At 46.4% G+C, this 16,077-nt stretch carries 15 protein-coding genes and 1 pseudogene; 15 read left to right on the top strand and 1 reads right to left on the bottom strand.

The window, feature by feature from the left end:
- The first annotated feature begins 5 nt into the window (after positions 1-5).
- From NST40_RS17335 to NST40_RS17275, 13 genes and pseudogenes are all read left to right on the top strand, one after another.
- Positions 6-761: a phosphoadenosine phosphosulfate reductase family protein gene (locus NST40_RS17335; protein WP_342409764.1), complete on the top strand. Its 756-nt coding sequence runs from the start codon at positions 6-8 to the stop codon at positions 759-761.
- Between the two features lie 423 nt (positions 762-1,184).
- The gene (locus tag NST40_RS17330) at positions 1,185-1,463 is read left to right on the top strand and encodes a hypothetical protein (protein ID WP_342409763.1); all 279 of its coding nucleotides are present in this window, start codon (positions 1,185-1,187) and stop codon (positions 1,461-1,463) included.
- A gap of 13 nt (positions 1,464-1,476) precedes the next feature.
- Positions 1,477-1,977 (top strand): hypothetical protein, encoded by a 501-nt coding sequence (locus tag NST40_RS17325; protein ID WP_342409762.1) that lies wholly within the window; start codon positions 1,477-1,479, stop codon positions 1,975-1,977.
- Positions 1,978-2,146: 169 nt separating this feature from the next.
- Positions 2,147-2,674 carry a hypothetical protein gene (locus tag NST40_RS17320; protein WP_342409761.1) on the top strand — a complete coding sequence of 176 codons (528 nt, stop codon included), beginning with the start codon at positions 2,147-2,149 and terminating at the stop codon, positions 2,672-2,674.
- 56 nt (positions 2,675-2,730) lie between these two features.
- Positions 2,731-3,201 carry an ArpU family phage packaging/lysis transcriptional regulator gene (locus NST40_RS17315; protein WP_076277318.1) on the top strand — a complete coding sequence of 157 codons (471 nt, stop codon included), beginning with the start codon at positions 2,731-2,733 and terminating at the stop codon, positions 3,199-3,201.
- Between the two features lie 38 nt (positions 3,202-3,239).
- Positions 3,240-3,452, top strand: a complete 213-nt coding sequence (locus tag NST40_RS17310) for a hypothetical protein (RefSeq protein WP_076277319.1) — start codon at positions 3,240-3,242, stop codon at positions 3,450-3,452.
- A gap of 61 nt (positions 3,453-3,513) precedes the next feature.
- Positions 3,514-4,122, top strand: a pseudogene (locus NST40_RS17305) (ABC transporter substrate-binding protein); the annotation flags it as partial.
- Between the two features lie 50 nt (positions 4,123-4,172).
- A complete protein-coding gene (locus NST40_RS17300) occupies positions 4,173-4,949 on the top strand; it encodes an ABC transporter ATP-binding protein (RefSeq protein ID WP_076142119.1) in 777 nt (258 codons plus the stop codon).
- Positions 4,949-5,785: an ABC transporter permease gene (locus tag NST40_RS17295; protein ID WP_076128364.1), complete on the top strand. Its 837-nt coding sequence runs from the start codon at positions 4,949-4,951 to the stop codon at positions 5,783-5,785. The genes NST40_RS17300 and NST40_RS17295 overlap by 1 nt, the downstream gene beginning before the upstream one ends.
- A 93-nt stretch (positions 5,786-5,878) precedes the next feature.
- Positions 5,879-6,865 carry an aromatic acid exporter family protein gene (locus NST40_RS17290; protein WP_076128366.1) on the top strand — a complete coding sequence of 329 codons (987 nt, stop codon included), beginning with the start codon at positions 5,879-5,881 and terminating at the stop codon, positions 6,863-6,865.
- Positions 6,866-7,029: 164 nt separating this feature from the next.
- Positions 7,030-8,052: an HD-GYP domain-containing protein gene (locus NST40_RS17285; protein ID WP_051491532.1), complete on the top strand. Its 1,023-nt coding sequence runs from the start codon at positions 7,030-7,032 to the stop codon at positions 8,050-8,052.
- 226 nt (positions 8,053-8,278) lie between these two features.
- On the top strand, positions 8,279-8,836 hold the full coding sequence (locus NST40_RS17280; RefSeq protein WP_036687755.1) for an outer spore coat protein CotE: 558 nt from the start codon (positions 8,279-8,281) through the stop codon (positions 8,834-8,836).
- Between the two features lie 150 nt (positions 8,837-8,986).
- The gene (locus NST40_RS17275; protein WP_342409760.1) at positions 8,987-10,297 is read left to right on the top strand and encodes a hypothetical protein; all 1,311 of its coding nucleotides are present in this window, start codon (positions 8,987-8,989) and stop codon (positions 10,295-10,297) included.
- A 14-nt stretch (positions 10,298-10,311) separates the two neighbouring features.
- Here NST40_RS17275 and NST40_RS17270 read toward each other — a convergent pair whose 3' ends face one another.
- On the bottom strand, positions 10,312-11,109 hold the full coding sequence (locus tag NST40_RS17270) for a GNAT family N-acetyltransferase (protein ID WP_076218627.1): 798 nt from the start codon (positions 11,107-11,109) through the stop codon (positions 10,312-10,314).
- A gap of 207 nt (positions 11,110-11,316) precedes the next feature.
- On the opposite strand from NST40_RS17270, the gene mutS reads away from it, so the two are divergent.
- Both mutS and mutL read left to right on the top strand, forming a co-directional pair.
- On the top strand, positions 11,317-14,046 hold the full coding sequence (gene mutS / locus NST40_RS17265; RefSeq protein WP_342409759.1) for a DNA mismatch repair protein MutS: 2,730 nt from the start codon (positions 11,317-11,319) through the stop codon (positions 14,044-14,046).
- Between the two features lie 42 nt (positions 14,047-14,088).
- Positions 14,089-16,074 carry a DNA mismatch repair endonuclease MutL gene (gene mutL, locus NST40_RS17260; RefSeq protein WP_342409758.1) on the top strand — a complete coding sequence of 662 codons (1,986 nt, stop codon included), beginning with the start codon at positions 14,089-14,091 and terminating at the stop codon, positions 16,072-16,074.
- The last annotated feature ends 3 nt before the right edge of the window (positions 16,075-16,077 follow it).

Raw genomic sequence — 16,077 nt, 5'->3', positions numbered from 1 at the left:
GTATCGTGAATCTACCAGAGGAAATTACGGATTTAATAGAATTAGGAGCAATCTTCTACTGCTCTCATTCAGGCGGCAAGGACTCACAGGTAATGTACACAAGACTCCGTCAGGTAATTCCCGAGAAACAATTGGTCGTCATTCATGCTAATTTGGGCGAGGTGGAGTGGCCGGGAGTCATTGACCACATTCGGCGTTATGTCATACACCCATTTCATATTGTTAAAGCAAATAAAACATTTCTGGGGATGGTGGAAGCCCGGGGGATGTGGCCCAGCGCAGCATATCGTCAATGCACCAGCGATCTGAAGAGAGGTCCTATTTTCAAATATATTCGTAACGATCTGAAGGAACGTGGAGCTACTGTTGCGGTGAACTGTATAGGTTTAAGAGCTGTGGAATCCGTAGCAAGAGCGAAACGAGAACCGTTTAGATATAACACCCAAGAGAGTGTAAATGGGCGAGTTATCCGGCATGTGTGGGACTGGCTTCCGATATTTGATCTTTCCACGGCAGAAGTATTTCAGGAGATTCGGGAAGCCGGGGAAGAACCATTCTGGGCATACGCTGACGGAAATGAACGGCTATCATGTGTGTTCTGCATCATGGGCAGCGTCAACGATTTACGGCACGGAGCAATCTGCAACCCAGATTTATACCGCAGATACGTTGAGCTGGAGAAACAGATTGGACATACCATGTTCATGAAGGGGAAAGTGCCGATCAGCCTAGAGGATCATGTTGGAATAAAGATCAGTTAATACGTTGTTCGAAGATACTGTCAAATTAAGGGAGTAGGAGTATCCCTCCTCTCCCAACAACTGTGAAGCAAAAGTATTTACAACTTAGATTTCTCTTTATACTTTGACCAATTAATCCAAGAGATGCTTAAAAAACCTAATGTCATAATAAGAAGTTGTATTGGATCTCGATTAATATCGAAAACAATTCCGATGCTAGCAGCGAGAGGGATTAATACAAGACAAATAATAGAAATCACTTTATTAATATTTTGATTTTCCTTCTTTATGTTATTCATGTTTATCCCCTTTCAAAAAAATGATAATTATTAACAAATGTATTATATCATGCCAACTTAGGTTGATGTCCACATGCTGCACAGTACGAAGATACAGGGACAGAGAGGGTTAATAGCCCTCTCTCCCACAAGGAGGATATAAGAGATGAAAGAGTATTACATCTTGAGTTTGAAGTGGTCAAACGGAAAAGGGATATACGTTTGGTGGGGACCTAACAACGGTGGTTATACAAATGATCTGAACCAAGCAGGCGTTTATACAGAGGATCAAATCAAGTCGCGGCCGCTGTACTACAAGAACACGGGTACCGTTCCAGTAGAAAAAGAAATCGTGGATAAGCTTATTACTCAGCGAGTTGTTCCGTCATTATCAAGCAATTGGGACTTGATGAACATCGACCTGAGATCATTAAAAGAATATTGAGGGAGGGAGCCCAATGACACAAACACCACAACACCCGCCGATGACCTATGAACATTTAAAACAATCGCATGACGAATGGAGAATGCTTGCCATGCACAATTATGGCGTAGCAAAGGCAGCAGAGGCACGGGAACAACAACTAAAAGAGGCGGTACAGCTTGCAGTTAATGATCTCGGACTTTGGGGTGACAAAATAACGGCGGCGAACGTTGTGTTAGGACAATTACAACGCACCTTATCTACCCTTTACCCAGATACCCCAGCACCGAAGGAGCAAACAGATTGGCTTAACGAAGAGTCTTGTGCCCGCTGTGGAAGAAATAAGCCCGTTGAAGGATATGAATGGTGTTCAGAGTGCAGACCGGATTTGGAAGCCAAGGATGATGGTTCACTTGTTCAATGCCCTAAGTGTAAGAATCGGAACCTCATACCCCATCCAAGTCAGGCTAACATATGGCTTTGCGGTCCATGTAATCAAGTGATTGAGGAAGGAACTGACGTCAATGTGGATTAAGATCATCTTTGCAATTGTAATCATAGTATCTTTAGGATTTCCGATAGACAAAAATGACTGGAACAGGAAAGAAGCATGCATATGGCTGCAATCTGCATTGCAGGGATTTTGGCACTAGCTGCTGTCGTTATTTTCTCATAAAACCCAAATTTGAGAGGAGCAATTATAAATGAAAATTCAAATCGCAGCGCACTTCAATAAGCAAACGAAGGACTCCAAAAAGGAGCTTGTACAGTTCCACGTAAAGGGTGATGACGAGAAGAAGCCTGAGCTTAATGCTATGACGAGATCGGTGGTTGTGTTGAACATTGACGGCGTAGAACAGGCATTGACTACAGAGTTCAGTAAGAGTACGAAGGATGCCAAGAAGACAGTACTGGAGTTCATCGTCAAGGGTGACACATCCTCTGAAAACTCCTATGAATTCTACCGGAAGGCTGGATCAGATGTAGTCTTGGAAATCGCTGAATCTCAAATGAGCATCGAAGAGTTCCGAGGTGATGACGATGAAGAGGATCGTGAGGAGCCAAGAGAGGGCGTGCGAGGCAAGGTTAATCTAGACGGTACGATTGAATTGGATGATAAGAACCAACTCACTATAGAAGAGATTGCTGCATTAGAGGCAGAAGCAGCTAAACAGGCAGAAGGAGAAGGCGGTCCAGTAATTCCTGAGAATAAAGACGATCTGCCGTTCTAAGATGATATACGCCCCGGATTCTGTCGGGGGATTCTTTACAAAGGGGTGATTGCCCAGTGCAACAGAGCTTTTTACCAGAGATAGACCGGGAACAGACACAGGCTGCTGTAGAGGCGGCGTTCGAACGATACCGCATTAATAAGTTCCTTACTTTCGAAGAACGCGAAGCAACTACAACAGCAGCTTGGTCAGCAACTCCCCGAAGTGATACAGGTACTACATCAGATCAGACGGCGAGTATAGCAATACACAACGTAGACAGCTTAGCAGCACGTAAGGAGTACTGTAAGAGAATTGAAAGTATTGTAAATAGGCTTCCACGGATGGAAAAGTTTCTGATAGAGACAAAATATATGAGTAACGATCATGACTATATCACTCACGAGAAGGTTTACACTCTCGAATTCGCTCCGCCGATCAGTTCGAGAACCTATGGCAAACTTCGTTGGAAGGCGTTTTATAAACTAGCTCTTCATTTAAATTTGATTGTGGAAAAGGAAATTGAACTCAGGAATGATGAAACATGACCAAGTACACTTAATTGTTGGTAAAGGGGGACATCCATTTGAGCATAGCCTTTAATAGGAAGGTGGTGCCTGTGAATAAAATAAAAGAAGAGAAAAAATTGACTGTTACAATGAGGTTTGTTGATGATGAAGGGAATGTCGTTTTCAATAGCATGGAGGAAGCATTCACCAAATTAAGTCAGCCTGAACGAAACAAACTTCTCGCTCGTATAATGTGGGCAACTACTGGAAAAAAACACAGGGCCTTATAGATTTAAGACCACCTTCAACAGGTGGTCTTTCTTTCGTTGATATGGTATTTCTAAATATACCTTACCCCAAAGAAAAGGCGGAATGCCACAAATGGCAGGCGCGTTTACTTTATCTAAAAAGGGAATTGATCCTGCGAAGGATATTACCTTGATCCAAAATATCGATTTTGCTAATATTGCCGGTGCATTTGCTTCAGGTACTGGGGATTATGTGCAGCTGTTTGAGCCGCAGGCCTCTATCTTCGAACGAGAAGACCGGGGAGCTGTAGTGGCATCGTTTGGGGTGGAGAGCGGTTATTTACCTTATACGGTATTCATGTCAAAAAACAGCTACATTAGCAAAAATGGAGACACCGTGCAAAAGTTCACTAATGCCATCCAGCGTGCTCAGCTTTGGGTGAAGGAACATAGTCCTGAAGAAATTACGGATGCCATAATAACTTATTTTGATAAAACGGATCGTGACATTGTGATTTCTGCTGTAAAACGCTACAAGGAACAGGACACCTACGCCATTAATCCGGTTGTTGATAATGAAGAATGGAATAATCTGCTAGATGTTATGGACAACGCAGGTGAACTTAAAGAACGTGTTCCAGCAGAAAAGATCGTGAATAATACTTTTGCTGAAAAAGCTGAAAAGACTATAAAGAGCAGTAGCTCTAAATAAGAGAGATAAGATCCTAAATGGATTTTGTTAACTATAAGGAGGGGATGACCTTGCTTCCAGTAGTGCAATTAAAGGGAGTAACGCATGCCTATCTCGGCGATCGGGAAGCTTCACTGGCCGTTGAGGATCTAAATCTTAATGTCGAGCAAGGAGAATTCGTCAGCTTAGTAGGCCCAAGTGGCTGTGGTAAGACGACTCTCCTATCGATTATTGCCGGACTGCTGCAGCCCTCTGAGGGTGAAGTATTCGTAAATGGCCAACCCATTCTAGGCCCTTCACCTGAGGTTGGATATATGCTGCAGCAGGATTATCTTTTTCCTTGGCGGAGTATTCTTGACAATGCCGTGCTTGGACTGGAGCTGACCGGAAGCTTAAACGAGGAGAGCCATAAACGGACTTTGGAGCTGCTGCGCGAGATGGGACTAGAAGGGAAAGAACAGGCCTATCCTTCTCAGTTATCCGGAGGGATGCGGCAACGGGTGGCTCTTGTACGAACATTAGCTACCAATCCAGGACTGCTGCTGTTAGACGAGCCGTTCTCGGCACTTGATTATCAGATCAAACTTCAGCTGGAAGATTTAGTCTCAGAGACCTTACGCAGCCGGGGAACCACGGCTATTTTGGTCACGCATGATCTGTCAGAAGCGATTGCGGTCAGCAGTAGGGTTATTTTATTGCAGCGAAATCCAGGGAAGATTCGTAAAGTTTTTCCTGTTCCGGAGCTAATCCGCTCAGCCCCACCGCTGTATGCGCGTGATCAGCCAGGGTTTGCGGAGCTTTTTCATGAAGTATGGACAGAGATGGAGATCGCAGGGAGGGAAAGCTAATGAAACGAACAGAGCAAGCGGGTGTCTTAGCTTCCCGTGAACTGTGGCTGCAGCAAATGCATGTGGATTTCAAAAAAACTAAACAGCGCCGGCGTAATCAGGTTATTGCTGTAAGAAGCAGTCTGTTGCTGCTGTTCTTTGTGTTGTGGGAAGCGGGAGCAAGAATGGGCTGGATTGATGAGTTATTGTTCAGCTACCCGACAAAAATCTTCAAACAGATTTGGCAGGATATGATCAGTGGAAGCTTGTGGCCTCATTTGGGGATGACGGTAGGAGAGACTGCGGTAGGCTTTGTTCTGGGAACCTTGTTAGGAACGCTGCTGGCAGTGATTATTTGGTGGTCTCCGTTTTTATCAGCGGTGCTTGATCCGTTTATGGTTGTCTTTAACAGTATGCCGAAGGTGGCCTTGGGGCCGATTTTTATCGTAATGTTCGGGGCGGGTTTCACCGCTATCGTTGTGACAACCTTATCGATTACGGTGATTATTACTACACTTGTTGTTTACAATAGCTTTTGCAGTGTGGATCCTAATCTGGTGAAGGTGGTCCGCTCTTTTGGAGCTTCTAAAGTTCAGGTGTTTTTTAAAGTGATTCTTCCGGCATCTTTTCCAACGGTGGTCTCTACCCTAAAGGTGAATGTGGGAATGTCATGGGTCGGGGTTATCGTAGGAGAGTTTCTAGTAGCAAAATCCGGTCTTGGGTACCTGATCATATATGGATTCCAGGTGTTTAATTTCACGCTTGTAATGTCCAGTCTGCTGATTATTGCAGCCGTAGCAACGGCAATGTATCAACTGGTAGTGTATCTGGAGAAGCGCTTGTTATACCGTCGGTAAGTCTAATGTAACGTTGTGTCCATTCACAAAATCTTGTAACATGTCTATATCTTTACCTATTAACGGTTAGTGCTTTTAAGGAGAGATAGGGTTATGGGATTTCGTGTGATTAAAACAGCTGCTGCGACGTTAATGTCCGTTCTTCTCGCGTCTGCAGTAGGCATACCCAATGCACAAAGTGCAGGGCTTTTAGCCATTCTGGGTGTGGAGGTTACCTTGAAAAGGAGTTTCCGGACGATAACGGCGCGTTTTTTGGCCTCGCTCGTGGGACTCTTTTTTGGGTGTATTTTATTTTGGATATTAGGGTTTCATTACTGGGTACTTGGACTGTACGTTCTTGTTGGCTTTCCGATGATTGTGAAGTCCGGCTACAAGGAAGGGATTGTCACTAGCTCTGTTATTGTGTTTCGTGTGTTTGGACAAGCTGAGTTATCGCTACATGTGTTGTTGCAGCAAGTAGAGCTACTGGCCATAGGTCTCGGTTCAGCGGGGGTGGTCAACTTAATTTACATGCCACAGACTGGGGGAGTTATTTATGGAATCCGCAAGGAAGTGGATCGATACTTTTCAGTTATTTTTACTCAAATGGCCCGTACTTTGCGTGAGCCTGCGTATATGTGGGATGGCAAAGAATTAATTGATGCGGATAATGCAGTGCAGCGGGGACTGACAGCAGCTACTCGCGAGATGGAGAATCATGTAATTCATCCTGATGAAGCTTGGAATGTCTATTTCTATATGCGTAAGGAGCAGCTGGAATCGATACAAAGCATGATGCAGCTGATTTCTCAAGTATATCGCCATTTACCGCATGGAGAGATGGTAGCTGAATTGTTCGACCAGCTTAGCGGAGATGTTTTGGCTGAAGAATATACAGGCCGCACGGAACATTTGCTGGAAGAGCTTGAACATGAGTTTGAAAGCATGGATTTGCCAGAGACACGTGAGGAATTTGAAGTGCGATCAGCGATTCTGCAGCTTTGCAGAGAATTGGCACTGTATTTAAAAATTGCGAAACGCCATAAAATACCGGTCAGCTATAAGCCTGAGAAACGTTTACTCACCCGGAAAAAAGCTTAAAATTAGGCTTTAATAAAGTGAAGTATTAACATTCGCCCCTGAAATCACGATAAAATATGTATGAACTAAAAGTTGATCTTCGAAAGAGATTAACAATTATAGGGTGAGTTCAAATTCAAGCAGGAAATTCATATACGAATTTTCCGCATTGGCAGGTGAGGCGTATGGACAAAGATATGGAATCATTTATCGGAAAACAACTTGTAGCTAACCTCTTTAATGACAAAGGAGTATTTGTTTTACCCGCATTGACTTTATTGAGTGCTGAACATATTAGATTAATTCGTCAACATAAGATCACTCTGGAATCTCATGACGTCGTCCAGCTGGATAGCGCGGAATTTTTCCAGCTTGCAATTGATGATTGTACAGCTGCGATTGAGAATATTTTTGAACAGATTCGTCATAACAAAAATAAAAGAATTCCTATGCTGGAAGTTAGAAATGAAGTGATTCCGTTTATCCAGCAGGTAAGCGAAAAGAATGACTTCTACGGAGTATTGGCTGCTTTGCAGACCAAAGATGATTATACATACAGACATAATGTAGCTGTGGGCATAATATCTACCCTGCTAGGCAAATGGCTGAAGCTAAAGTCTGAGGATTTGAGCATGTTGACCATTGCAGCAACTCTTCATGATATCGGTAAAATGAGAATCCCGGATGACATATTAACCAAGCCCGGTCCATTATCCGACGAAGAGTTTCAGCTGATGAAAAAGCATACGACCTTTGGGTATGAGATGATCAGGGATACGGTAGGCACAAACCATACTCAAGCGCTAGTAGCCTTACAGCATCATGAAAGAATGGACGGCAGTGGTTATCCATTTGGTGTGCTTGGGAACCGGATTACTGATTTCAGTAAAATCGTTGCTGTGGCTGATGTGTTTCACGCGATGACTTCCGACCGATTTTATCGTAAAGCGGCTCCTTTATACGAAGTATTACTGCAAATGGAGGAGAGCGTGTTCGGTAAGCTCGACCCTTATATTTGCAGAGTGTTTATTAATAAGTTAATGCAGTCAATGCTAGGGAACGAAGTGGAATTGACAGATGGGCGAAAAGGAAAAATTGTTATGATTCTTGCTACAGACCCTTTGCGGCCACTGGTGAATATTGATGAGGATTTTATTGACTTAAGCAAACATAGATCACTTGGAATTGTGCGGGTAATCCCGCAATAGCTGGTGTTTTAAGGTTTTTTGAGGGGTTAGGAATGGCTCCGGAACAGGTTGGACCATTTTTGGAATCTACTCATATATGTACAAATTTTGAAATAAAATGAACTATGAGTCTCCTGAAAAAGCCTTCTTGAGGGCTTACTCAAATTTATTTATAGTCTAACAATCAACAAATGCCTAGAACCTGCATACACTTGATAGTGAATGATTGTATGGAGGAGGTTCAAAGATGTCATTAAGCCATAAACGTCAAACAAGGGAGATCATTACGAAGGCAATTTGCGGCAAAGGTCGTAAGTTCTCTACAGCAACCCATACCGTGACTCCGCCACATCATCCGACTAGTATTTTGGGGGCTTGGATTATCAACCACCAATACGAAGCGGTTGCCGCCGGGAACGGAATCGAAGTAATTGGTACTTATGATGTAAACATCTGGTACTCGTACGACAAGAACAAGCAGACCGAGGTAGCAAAGGAAACAGTCTCTTATGTGGAGCTCATTCCGCTTTCCTACCTGGACACGAGACACCGCACTTCAACAGTTGAGGTCTCTGCGGAGGCAACGCAGGAACCCAATTGTGTAGAAGCGGGCGTATCGCCAGGCGGAGGCAGTGTGACACTTCGCGTAGAGCGCGAATTCGAAGTGGAGTTGGTGGCTGAGACCAAAGTCCGTGTGTATGTCACTGAGCAAAGTGATGATCCAGAAGACAAGGATTATGATTTTGAAGGTGATAGCTTCGATTACGATGATCTGGACCCTGACAATCTGGATGATGAGCTGTAAGGAAGGATACGCCGCCGTTAACTGAGTATCAATGGGTTATGGTCCATTATATGTAGGGAGTGCGGCGGCGTAGAGGGCGAATGCCCTCCTTTTTTTTATTTATTTTTAGGATGAAAAAAGGTTCACGCTCGGATGGAGGCGCTAAAGAGTATGAATGAAGGTCTTAAGGTGTATTCAGAATTGTCTGTGGCAGAGAGAGAGTCCAGATTGCTTAGAAGCGGGGTTGAAGCAACGCTGACGCCCTCTGGAAAACGGTTTGTCGATACATATGCTTCAGATGCTACTGAGAAGGGCCACAGGCAGTGTTATAAGATATTGGTTTATCATTTGACTGTCCTCCACATCTCTTTGCTTGGTGCAGGTCTTGGAATGCGTGCGGCCGCCGATAATTACAGCGAAGCTGTGAGGATTGCTAATGCCGAGAGCAATACCACGGGAGGCCGAGTGCGGGGAGAGCTTCGCGGGGTGATGAAATTGCTCCAGCGGATTGCTGTCCGCACGCTGTACAGCTTGGGGCTGGATAGCGGTGAGGTCCTGCTGAGGGCAATGGGGAACCGGAGGTATGTGGTGGAGGGAGTCACTCCACTAGTAAAGACCTCCGGGCAACGATTGCCCGAGCCTTATCGGTCCGCAGCGCTAGCGCTGGAACGAAAGCTGGCTCTGGAGCAGCCGGACCGCAGCGGCCTGCTGATGGGCATGGACCCGGAGTTTATCATCCTCCGGGAATCCACCGGCCGCGTCGTGCCTGCGTCGCGGTACCTGCCCACGGACGGCGTCGCTGGCTGCGACGCCGGACCTCCGGGAACGCGCGGCGCGTTCCCGGTCGCCGAGCTGCGCCCTCAGCCGCGCGGGGAACCGCGCGCACTGCTGGCGCAGCTGATGTCCGCCGCGGCGCTGGCGGACCGGCTCATCGCCGACCGCTCGCTGCGCTGGCGGGCGGGAGGCATGCCGCTGACGGGCTGGGCCCTCGGCGGCCATCTGCACTTCAGCGGCGTGACGCTGACGGCGCCGCTGCTGCGCGCGCTCGATAACTATCTCGCGCTGCCCATGCTTCTGCTCGAAGACGTCCGCGCAGGGGCGCGTCGTCCCCGATACGGCGTGCTCGGCGATTTCCGGACTCAGCCGCATGGCGGCTTCGAGTACCGGACCTTGCCGAGCTTCCTGGTATCCCCGGTCATCGCTAAAGGCGCGGTCTATCTGGCTCACCTAATCGTGAGCCATTATGAGGACCTGACGCAACGCCCGCTCGACCGGGAAGACCTGCATATCGCCTACTACAGCGGCGATAAATCTCCGCTGCGCGCCGCAATCCCCCCATTGCTGGCGCGGCTGCGTTCCCTAGGCGGCTACGAGATTGCCGCCCCCTATATCGAGCCTTTATTCGACTATATTGCCGCTGAACGGACGTGGGATGAATCACGGGATATACGTGAGTTATGGTGCAGCAAAGTAAAAGTGTGATTTTACTATTTGGTCTACATGTTAACAATGGTCCATGAACCGATATCTTGAAAACCAAGTCGTTTATAAATAACTCCGGCATGTGGGTTGTCATAAAAGAGGCACAATGACTTTCCTTCATGGAGCAGGTCTGCACATAGCTGTGCCATTACGCGCGAAGCAAGGCTTTGCTCTCTGAATGCTTGATGTGTGGCAACCCCTACAATCATCGCTGACATGGAATTTTCCGCTGAAGTTGAAGCGGTGACAATGACCTTATCTTCCCGTTCTATATAATAGGTGCGGCCGGTGTTGCTTTCCAGCGTTTTACGCAGGCTGGTTCTTGAACCATTGCGGCTGCTTTCAAATTCTTCAATGGTATCCGTGAGTGCGCAAATCGCTTCTACATCCTGAACCGTAGCTTTTTTAATAGGCTCAGCTGAAGAGAAGGACTCACTTATTTTATTGTTCATTTCTTTTAATTCAGCAAAAAACAGCTGTTTTACTTGTTTGAAATTAATTTCCCCGTCAAAAGCCTTCACCACCTCTGAGGCTCCGGAGATCATATGTATGTCATTATCCTTTCGGATAATCTCAGCGAACCCCTCGACATCAAAAGGGCCATCTGCATAAGGAAGGTAACTTCTATAGAAGCGCAGCAGAACGGCTTTTATCCGCCCGTCGGCTGGATCAATCTCTCCCCATAAATCCATGAAATCCTGCTCAAACCCAAAATTCTCCACATCGCCAATGATAAATAAATTAAGCGCCGGCTCTTTCCGCAGCAATGCCATCAGCAGCTCTTGATCATCCTTCGTTAGCTTTCGTATCATATTGTATTCTCCTTTGATTTTTATATGGGCTGACGCTCTGTGTTAAGATTTTACAATATTTAAAAGCAGAAGAATATACCTCAAGTAAGTGTTTGTCTGATAAGTATTCTAGTCTTTCGTTGTACTAATGTGAGGTTTCAGGGTAACTTTGTCCATCAATTTTCTGTTATAATGGGGGACAGCATTAAATAGGCATGGAGGTTGACCATGGCACAATATACGCCGATGATAGAGCAATATTTAAAGGTAAAGGAAGGGGCTAAGGATGCCTTCCTATTTTTTAGACTAGGCGATTTCTATGAAATGTTCTTTGAAGATGCCATTTTGGCTTCCAAGGAGCTTGAGATTACGTTGACAGGCCGCGAAGGCGGGGGCGAGGAGAAAATCCCTATGTGTGGAGTGCCTTACCACGCCGCCGAGGGATATATTCAACGCCTGATAGAAAAAGGATATAAAGTCGCCATTTGTGAGCAGTTAGAGGATGCTTCAGTCACTAAAGGCATGGTGAAGCGGGATATTGTACGCGTCGTGACACCAGGAACCGTGATGGATGGAAAAATCATTGCTGACAAGAGCAATAACTACCTCGTTTGCGTCACCGAAAGTGACGGAATGATGGCATTAGCTGCCTGCGATTTAACAACTGGTGAGCTGTATGTTACTTCGGTATTATCTGGAGCCGAATGGCTGCGTGATGAGATTGGCATTTATGAACCGGCTGAGATCATCGGAGACGCTGCACTTTTGGAGATCCTGCGAAGCGAAACGCCGCTGTTAGCCAAACCTGTAGTTTACACCCCTTGGGAGAAACGCGAGGAGGAGCTGGCACGTCGTCAGTTCGGTGAAGCGGCATGGGTACGTCTAGAGAAGGAACGTGGACAATGTCTGGCGCTTCTGATCTCTTATCTGAATGAGACCCAGCGGCGTTCGTTAGGGCAGCTTAGTCAGATTTCTCCTTATGAACCAGGCAATTATATGATTCTAGATCCATTTACACGCCGGAATCTTGAACTAACCGAGACGGTTCGCGAACGCTCCAAAAAAGGATCCCTGCTCTGGCTGCTGGATCGAACGGAAACGTCGATGGGCGCCCGTCTGTTGCGTCGCAGAATTGATAAGCCGCTATTGCAGCGAGCTCCGATCGAACGGCGCCTAGAGGCTGTCGATTATTTGTACAATCAGTTTATCGTTCGCGAGGACCTGCGTTTAGCGCTTAAAGAAATTTATGATTTGGAGCGTTTGGTGGGTCGTATTGCTTTTGGCAGCGCCAATGGCCGTGATATGAATGCTCTGAAATTATCGCTGGCGCAAATTCCTGCATTGAAGGATTTATGTATGACCTCCGGTTCAGCTACTTTACGAGAGATCGGTGCAAGTATGGATGAATGCGCTGAGCTGCGAGAGGATATTGACCACGCAATCGTCGAGGATGCCCCGGTGTCTGTGCGCGACGGTGGCATTATCCGTTCCGGTTATCATGAACGTTTGGACGAGCTTAGGGAAGCTAGCAGTAACGGTAAACGTTGGATCGCAGAACTGGAAGCTAAGGAAAGACAGGCCACTGGCATTAAGTCACTGAAGATCGGCTATAACAAAATCTTCGGGTATTTCATAGAGATCACCAAATCCAATCTGGCTGCACTGCCGGAAGGAAGATATGAACGTAAGCAGACGCTTGCCAACGCAGAGCGTTTTGTCACTCCTGAGCTTAAGGAGAAGGAAGCACTCATCCTTGAAGCTCAGGATAAAATGACGGATTTGGAATACAGCCTGTTTACTGAGCTGCGTGATCGCATCAGCGGGCAAATTCCCCGCCTGCAAAATCTTGCGGAAAAGGTTGCCGAAATTGATGTATATCAATGCTTGGCGGCAGTTAGTGCCGAACATCGTTTTGTGAAGCCAGTCCTTTCGGATGGTTATGATCTTCGGCTTGAAGGGGGCCGTCATCCCGTTGTGGAGGCGGTGCTTAAAGATTCTGCTTTTATTGCAAATGGAAGCACGCTGAGTAAGGAAGAAGGTAATATTCTTCTAATTACAGGTCCTAATATGGCGGGAAAAAGTACTTACATGCGTCAGGTGGCGCTGATCTGCATCATGGCTCAGATTGGATGTTTTGTACCAGCAAACAGTGCTGAAGTTCCGCTTATAGACCGGATCTTTACTCGTATTGGAGCAGCTGATGATTTGATCGGTGGACAAAGTACATTTATGGTGGAAATGGCTGATATCCAGGTTATGACAGAGAAAGCAACAGCTCGTAGCTTGATTATTATTGATGAGCTGGGAAGAGGTACCTCGACCAGTGAAGGTATGGCCATCGCTCAGGCGGTTATTGAATATGTACATGATGTTATTTCTTGCAAAGCTCTAGTTTCGACGCATTTTCATGAATTGGCTCATTTGGAAGGAAGTCTTAAAGGACTTCGGAATTACTCTATGGCTGTTCAAGAGAGCGGTGATAAAGTTAACTTCCTGCGCAAGCTAGTTCCTGGAGCGGCTGACAGCAGCTATGGCATCTATTGTGCACGTCTTGCGGGTCTTCCTGAAGGGATTATTGACCGAGCTTATGGTCTCTTGCAGAGCATTGAGCAGGCAGCCCATCCTGGTGGTTCTGAACTTCATTACGGGGGAAGCCTCGAAAGACAGGCGGCTGTAAGAGAAGTTGCTAGCGCATCCTCGATAGCGCAAGTCGTAAGTGTCATCACTGAGGCACCTGTAGAAAATGAGGTTGTTCAGTTGTCTATCTTTGGTGAGGAAGAACCACGCAAGAATCGCAAAGGTAGTGCACATCAAGTTGCGGTAACCGAAATCCAAGAGAATCCTGCGCTAAAAGAGTTCATTTCTTCTGTGCGTGACGCTGATCTTATGAATATGACGCCGCTGCAGGCGATGAGTCTGTTGAACGAGCTGAAGATGAAGGTTAAGGATCTGCAATAAAGATTTAATAATAATTGATTGCCTAAATAAGAGGTGAATGAAATGGCCAAAATTCATATATTGGACGAGCATATTGCCAACCAGATAGCTGCGGGTGAAGTAGTAGAGCGGCCAGCTTCTGTTGTAAAGGAGCTTGTCGAGAATGCAATTGACGCTGGCAGTACAAGAATTGAGGTATCGGTAGAAGAGGGGGGCTTGCAGAGCATCCGCGTTAAAGATAATGGCTCCGGGATTGATCCTGAAGATTGCGAGACCGCCTTTTACCGGCATGCTACAAGTAAAATTCTGAATGGCCGCGATCTATTTCAAATCACAAGCTTAGGCTTCCGCGGAGAGGCACTTCCCAGTATTGCCGCGGTCTCCAAGGTATCGCTTCTAACTGCAACTGCCGATGACGGCAAAGGGCGCCTAGTAGACATTGAGGGTGGCAATCTCATACGAAATGAGGACGCTCCTTCCGGCCGGGGAAGTGATCTTGCCGTTCGTGAATTGTTTTTTAATACGCCGGCAAGGCTGAAATATATGAAGAGTATTCAGACGGAGCTGGGCCATATCTCAGATGCCATGTACCGCATGGCGCTGGCTCATCCGGCGATCTCTTTTACCTTGCATCATAATGGCAATCAGCTGCTGCATACGCTCGGAAATGGTGATCTGCTGCAGGTCATCGCAGCTGTTTACGGAACCAATGCCGCCAAAGCAATGCTGCCGATTACGGCAGAAGACTTGGATTACCGGATTTCCGGATATATTAGTCGTCCAGAATGGACACGTTCCAATCGAAATGCAATCACTACTATTGTCGGTGGACGTTATATTCGCAGTAATGGTCTGAACGCAGCAATCATGCGTGCTTATCATACCTTGCTTCCGATTAACCGTTATCCGCTATTAGTTATTGAACTGGATATGCACCCCTCTTTGGTAGATGTCAATGTACATCCAGCAAAACTCGAGGTTAGATTCAGTAAAGAGAATGAGCTTTACACCTTTGTTGAGCAGGAGATCCGCAAAATACTGCTGGGGCAAAGTCTGATTCCACGTCCAAGCAAGGAAACAATCGGACCCAAGGGCAGCAGCTCCTTTATCCAGGAGCAATTTGCTTTTTCCAAAGGAGCTGTTCCGCCGTCATCTTCGAATGGTGATGAGAAGGATACAGCCCCCACGGGATCTGCCAGCTTCTTAAGTGGACTACAGTCATCGAACCTTGACCGTAATTCCCATGATTTTAGCAAGCAAGGTCAGGCGGATCATCAGGTGACTCGCGAGGTAGCTCCAGCTTACGGGTCAGGCTATCCGTCTTCATCTTCGCAGGGGCGCCAAACTAATGCGAATACTAGTTATTCCAATAGCTATCGCCCGCAAGAAACGTCAATGGCGCAGAAGCAGCTCCCTTCGGTTGAGAAGCTATGGGCTCCACCACAACAAGAAGAGCCTGGACTTCCAGCCTTTCCTGAGCTTAATTATATAGGCCAGCATCATGGGACCTATATTATTGCCCAGAATGATGGAGGACTCTATTTAATCGATCAGCATGCGGCACATGAACGTATTAATTACGAATACTTCTATGAGAAATTTGGTCGGCCGGAGGATGCCTCACAGGAGCTGCTACTGCCGATTACACTGGAGTTCACGCCTTCTGAAAGTCGTCAGCTTAGTGAACGTCTACATTGGTTTCAGCAGGCCGGGGTATACCTTGAGCACTTTGGCGGACAGACCTTTCTTGTTCGTTCTTTGCCCTATTGGTTTCCTGAAGGGGATGAGAAGGCGGTCGTTGAAGAAATGGCGGAGTGGGTCTTAAGCGAGCGTATGATTGATCTTGCGAAGCTACGAGAAAAGTCATCGATTCTGTGTTCATGTAAAGCCTCGATTAAGGCCAACCATAAACTAACAGAACAGGAAGTGGAGGCTCTGTTGTCCCGACTGGCAGAGTGCAAACAACCGTATACTTGCCCACATGGACGGCCGATTGTGATCTCTTTTTCATCCTATGATTTAGAGAAATTGTTCAAGCGGGTTATGTAATTA

The organism is Paenibacillus sp. FSL R10-2778 (assembly GCF_038593035.1).
Lineage (GTDB): Bacteria > Bacillota > Bacilli > Paenibacillales > Paenibacillaceae > Paenibacillus_AQ > Paenibacillus_AQ odorifer.
Note: the sequence above shows the minus strand (reverse complement) of the source record. Positions and strands in the feature narration are given on the sequence as shown.

Excerpts from the sequence above, each read along its gene's own strand:
- NST40_RS17320 (WP_342409761.1), top strand. The coding sequence starts at position 2,147 with ATGAAAATTCAAATCGCAGCGCACTTCAATAAGCAAACGAAGGACTCC.
- NST40_RS17325 (WP_342409762.1), top strand. The coding sequence starts at position 1,477 with ATGACACAAACACCACAACACCCGCCGATGACCTATGAACATTTAAAA.
- NST40_RS17330 (WP_342409763.1), top strand. The coding sequence starts at position 1,185 with ATGAAAGAGTATTACATCTTGAGTTTGAAGTGGTCAAACGGAAAAGGG.
- NST40_RS17295 (WP_076128364.1), top strand. The coding sequence starts at position 4,949 with ATGAAACGAACAGAGCAAGCGGGTGTCTTAGCTTCCCGTGAACTGTGG.
- NST40_RS17275 (WP_342409760.1), top strand. The coding sequence starts at position 8,987 with ATGAATGAAGGTCTTAAGGTGTATTCAGAATTGTCTGTGGCAGAGAGA.
- NST40_RS17280 (WP_036687755.1), top strand. The coding sequence starts at position 8,279 with ATGTCATTAAGCCATAAACGTCAAACAAGGGAGATCATTACGAAGGCA.
- mutS (WP_342409759.1), top strand. The coding sequence starts at position 11,317 with ATGGCACAATATACGCCGATGATAGAGCAATATTTAAAGGTAAAGGAA.
- mutL (WP_342409758.1), top strand. The coding sequence starts at position 14,089 with ATGGCCAAAATTCATATATTGGACGAGCATATTGCCAACCAGATAGCT.
- NST40_RS17285 (WP_051491532.1), top strand. The coding sequence starts at position 7,030 with ATGGACAAAGATATGGAATCATTTATCGGAAAACAACTTGTAGCTAAC.
- NST40_RS17270 (WP_076218627.1), bottom strand. The coding sequence starts at position 11,109 with ATGATACGAAAGCTAACGAAGGATGATCAAGAGCTGCTGATGGCATTG.
- NST40_RS17290 (WP_076128366.1), top strand. The coding sequence starts at position 5,879 with ATGGGATTTCGTGTGATTAAAACAGCTGCTGCGACGTTAATGTCCGTT.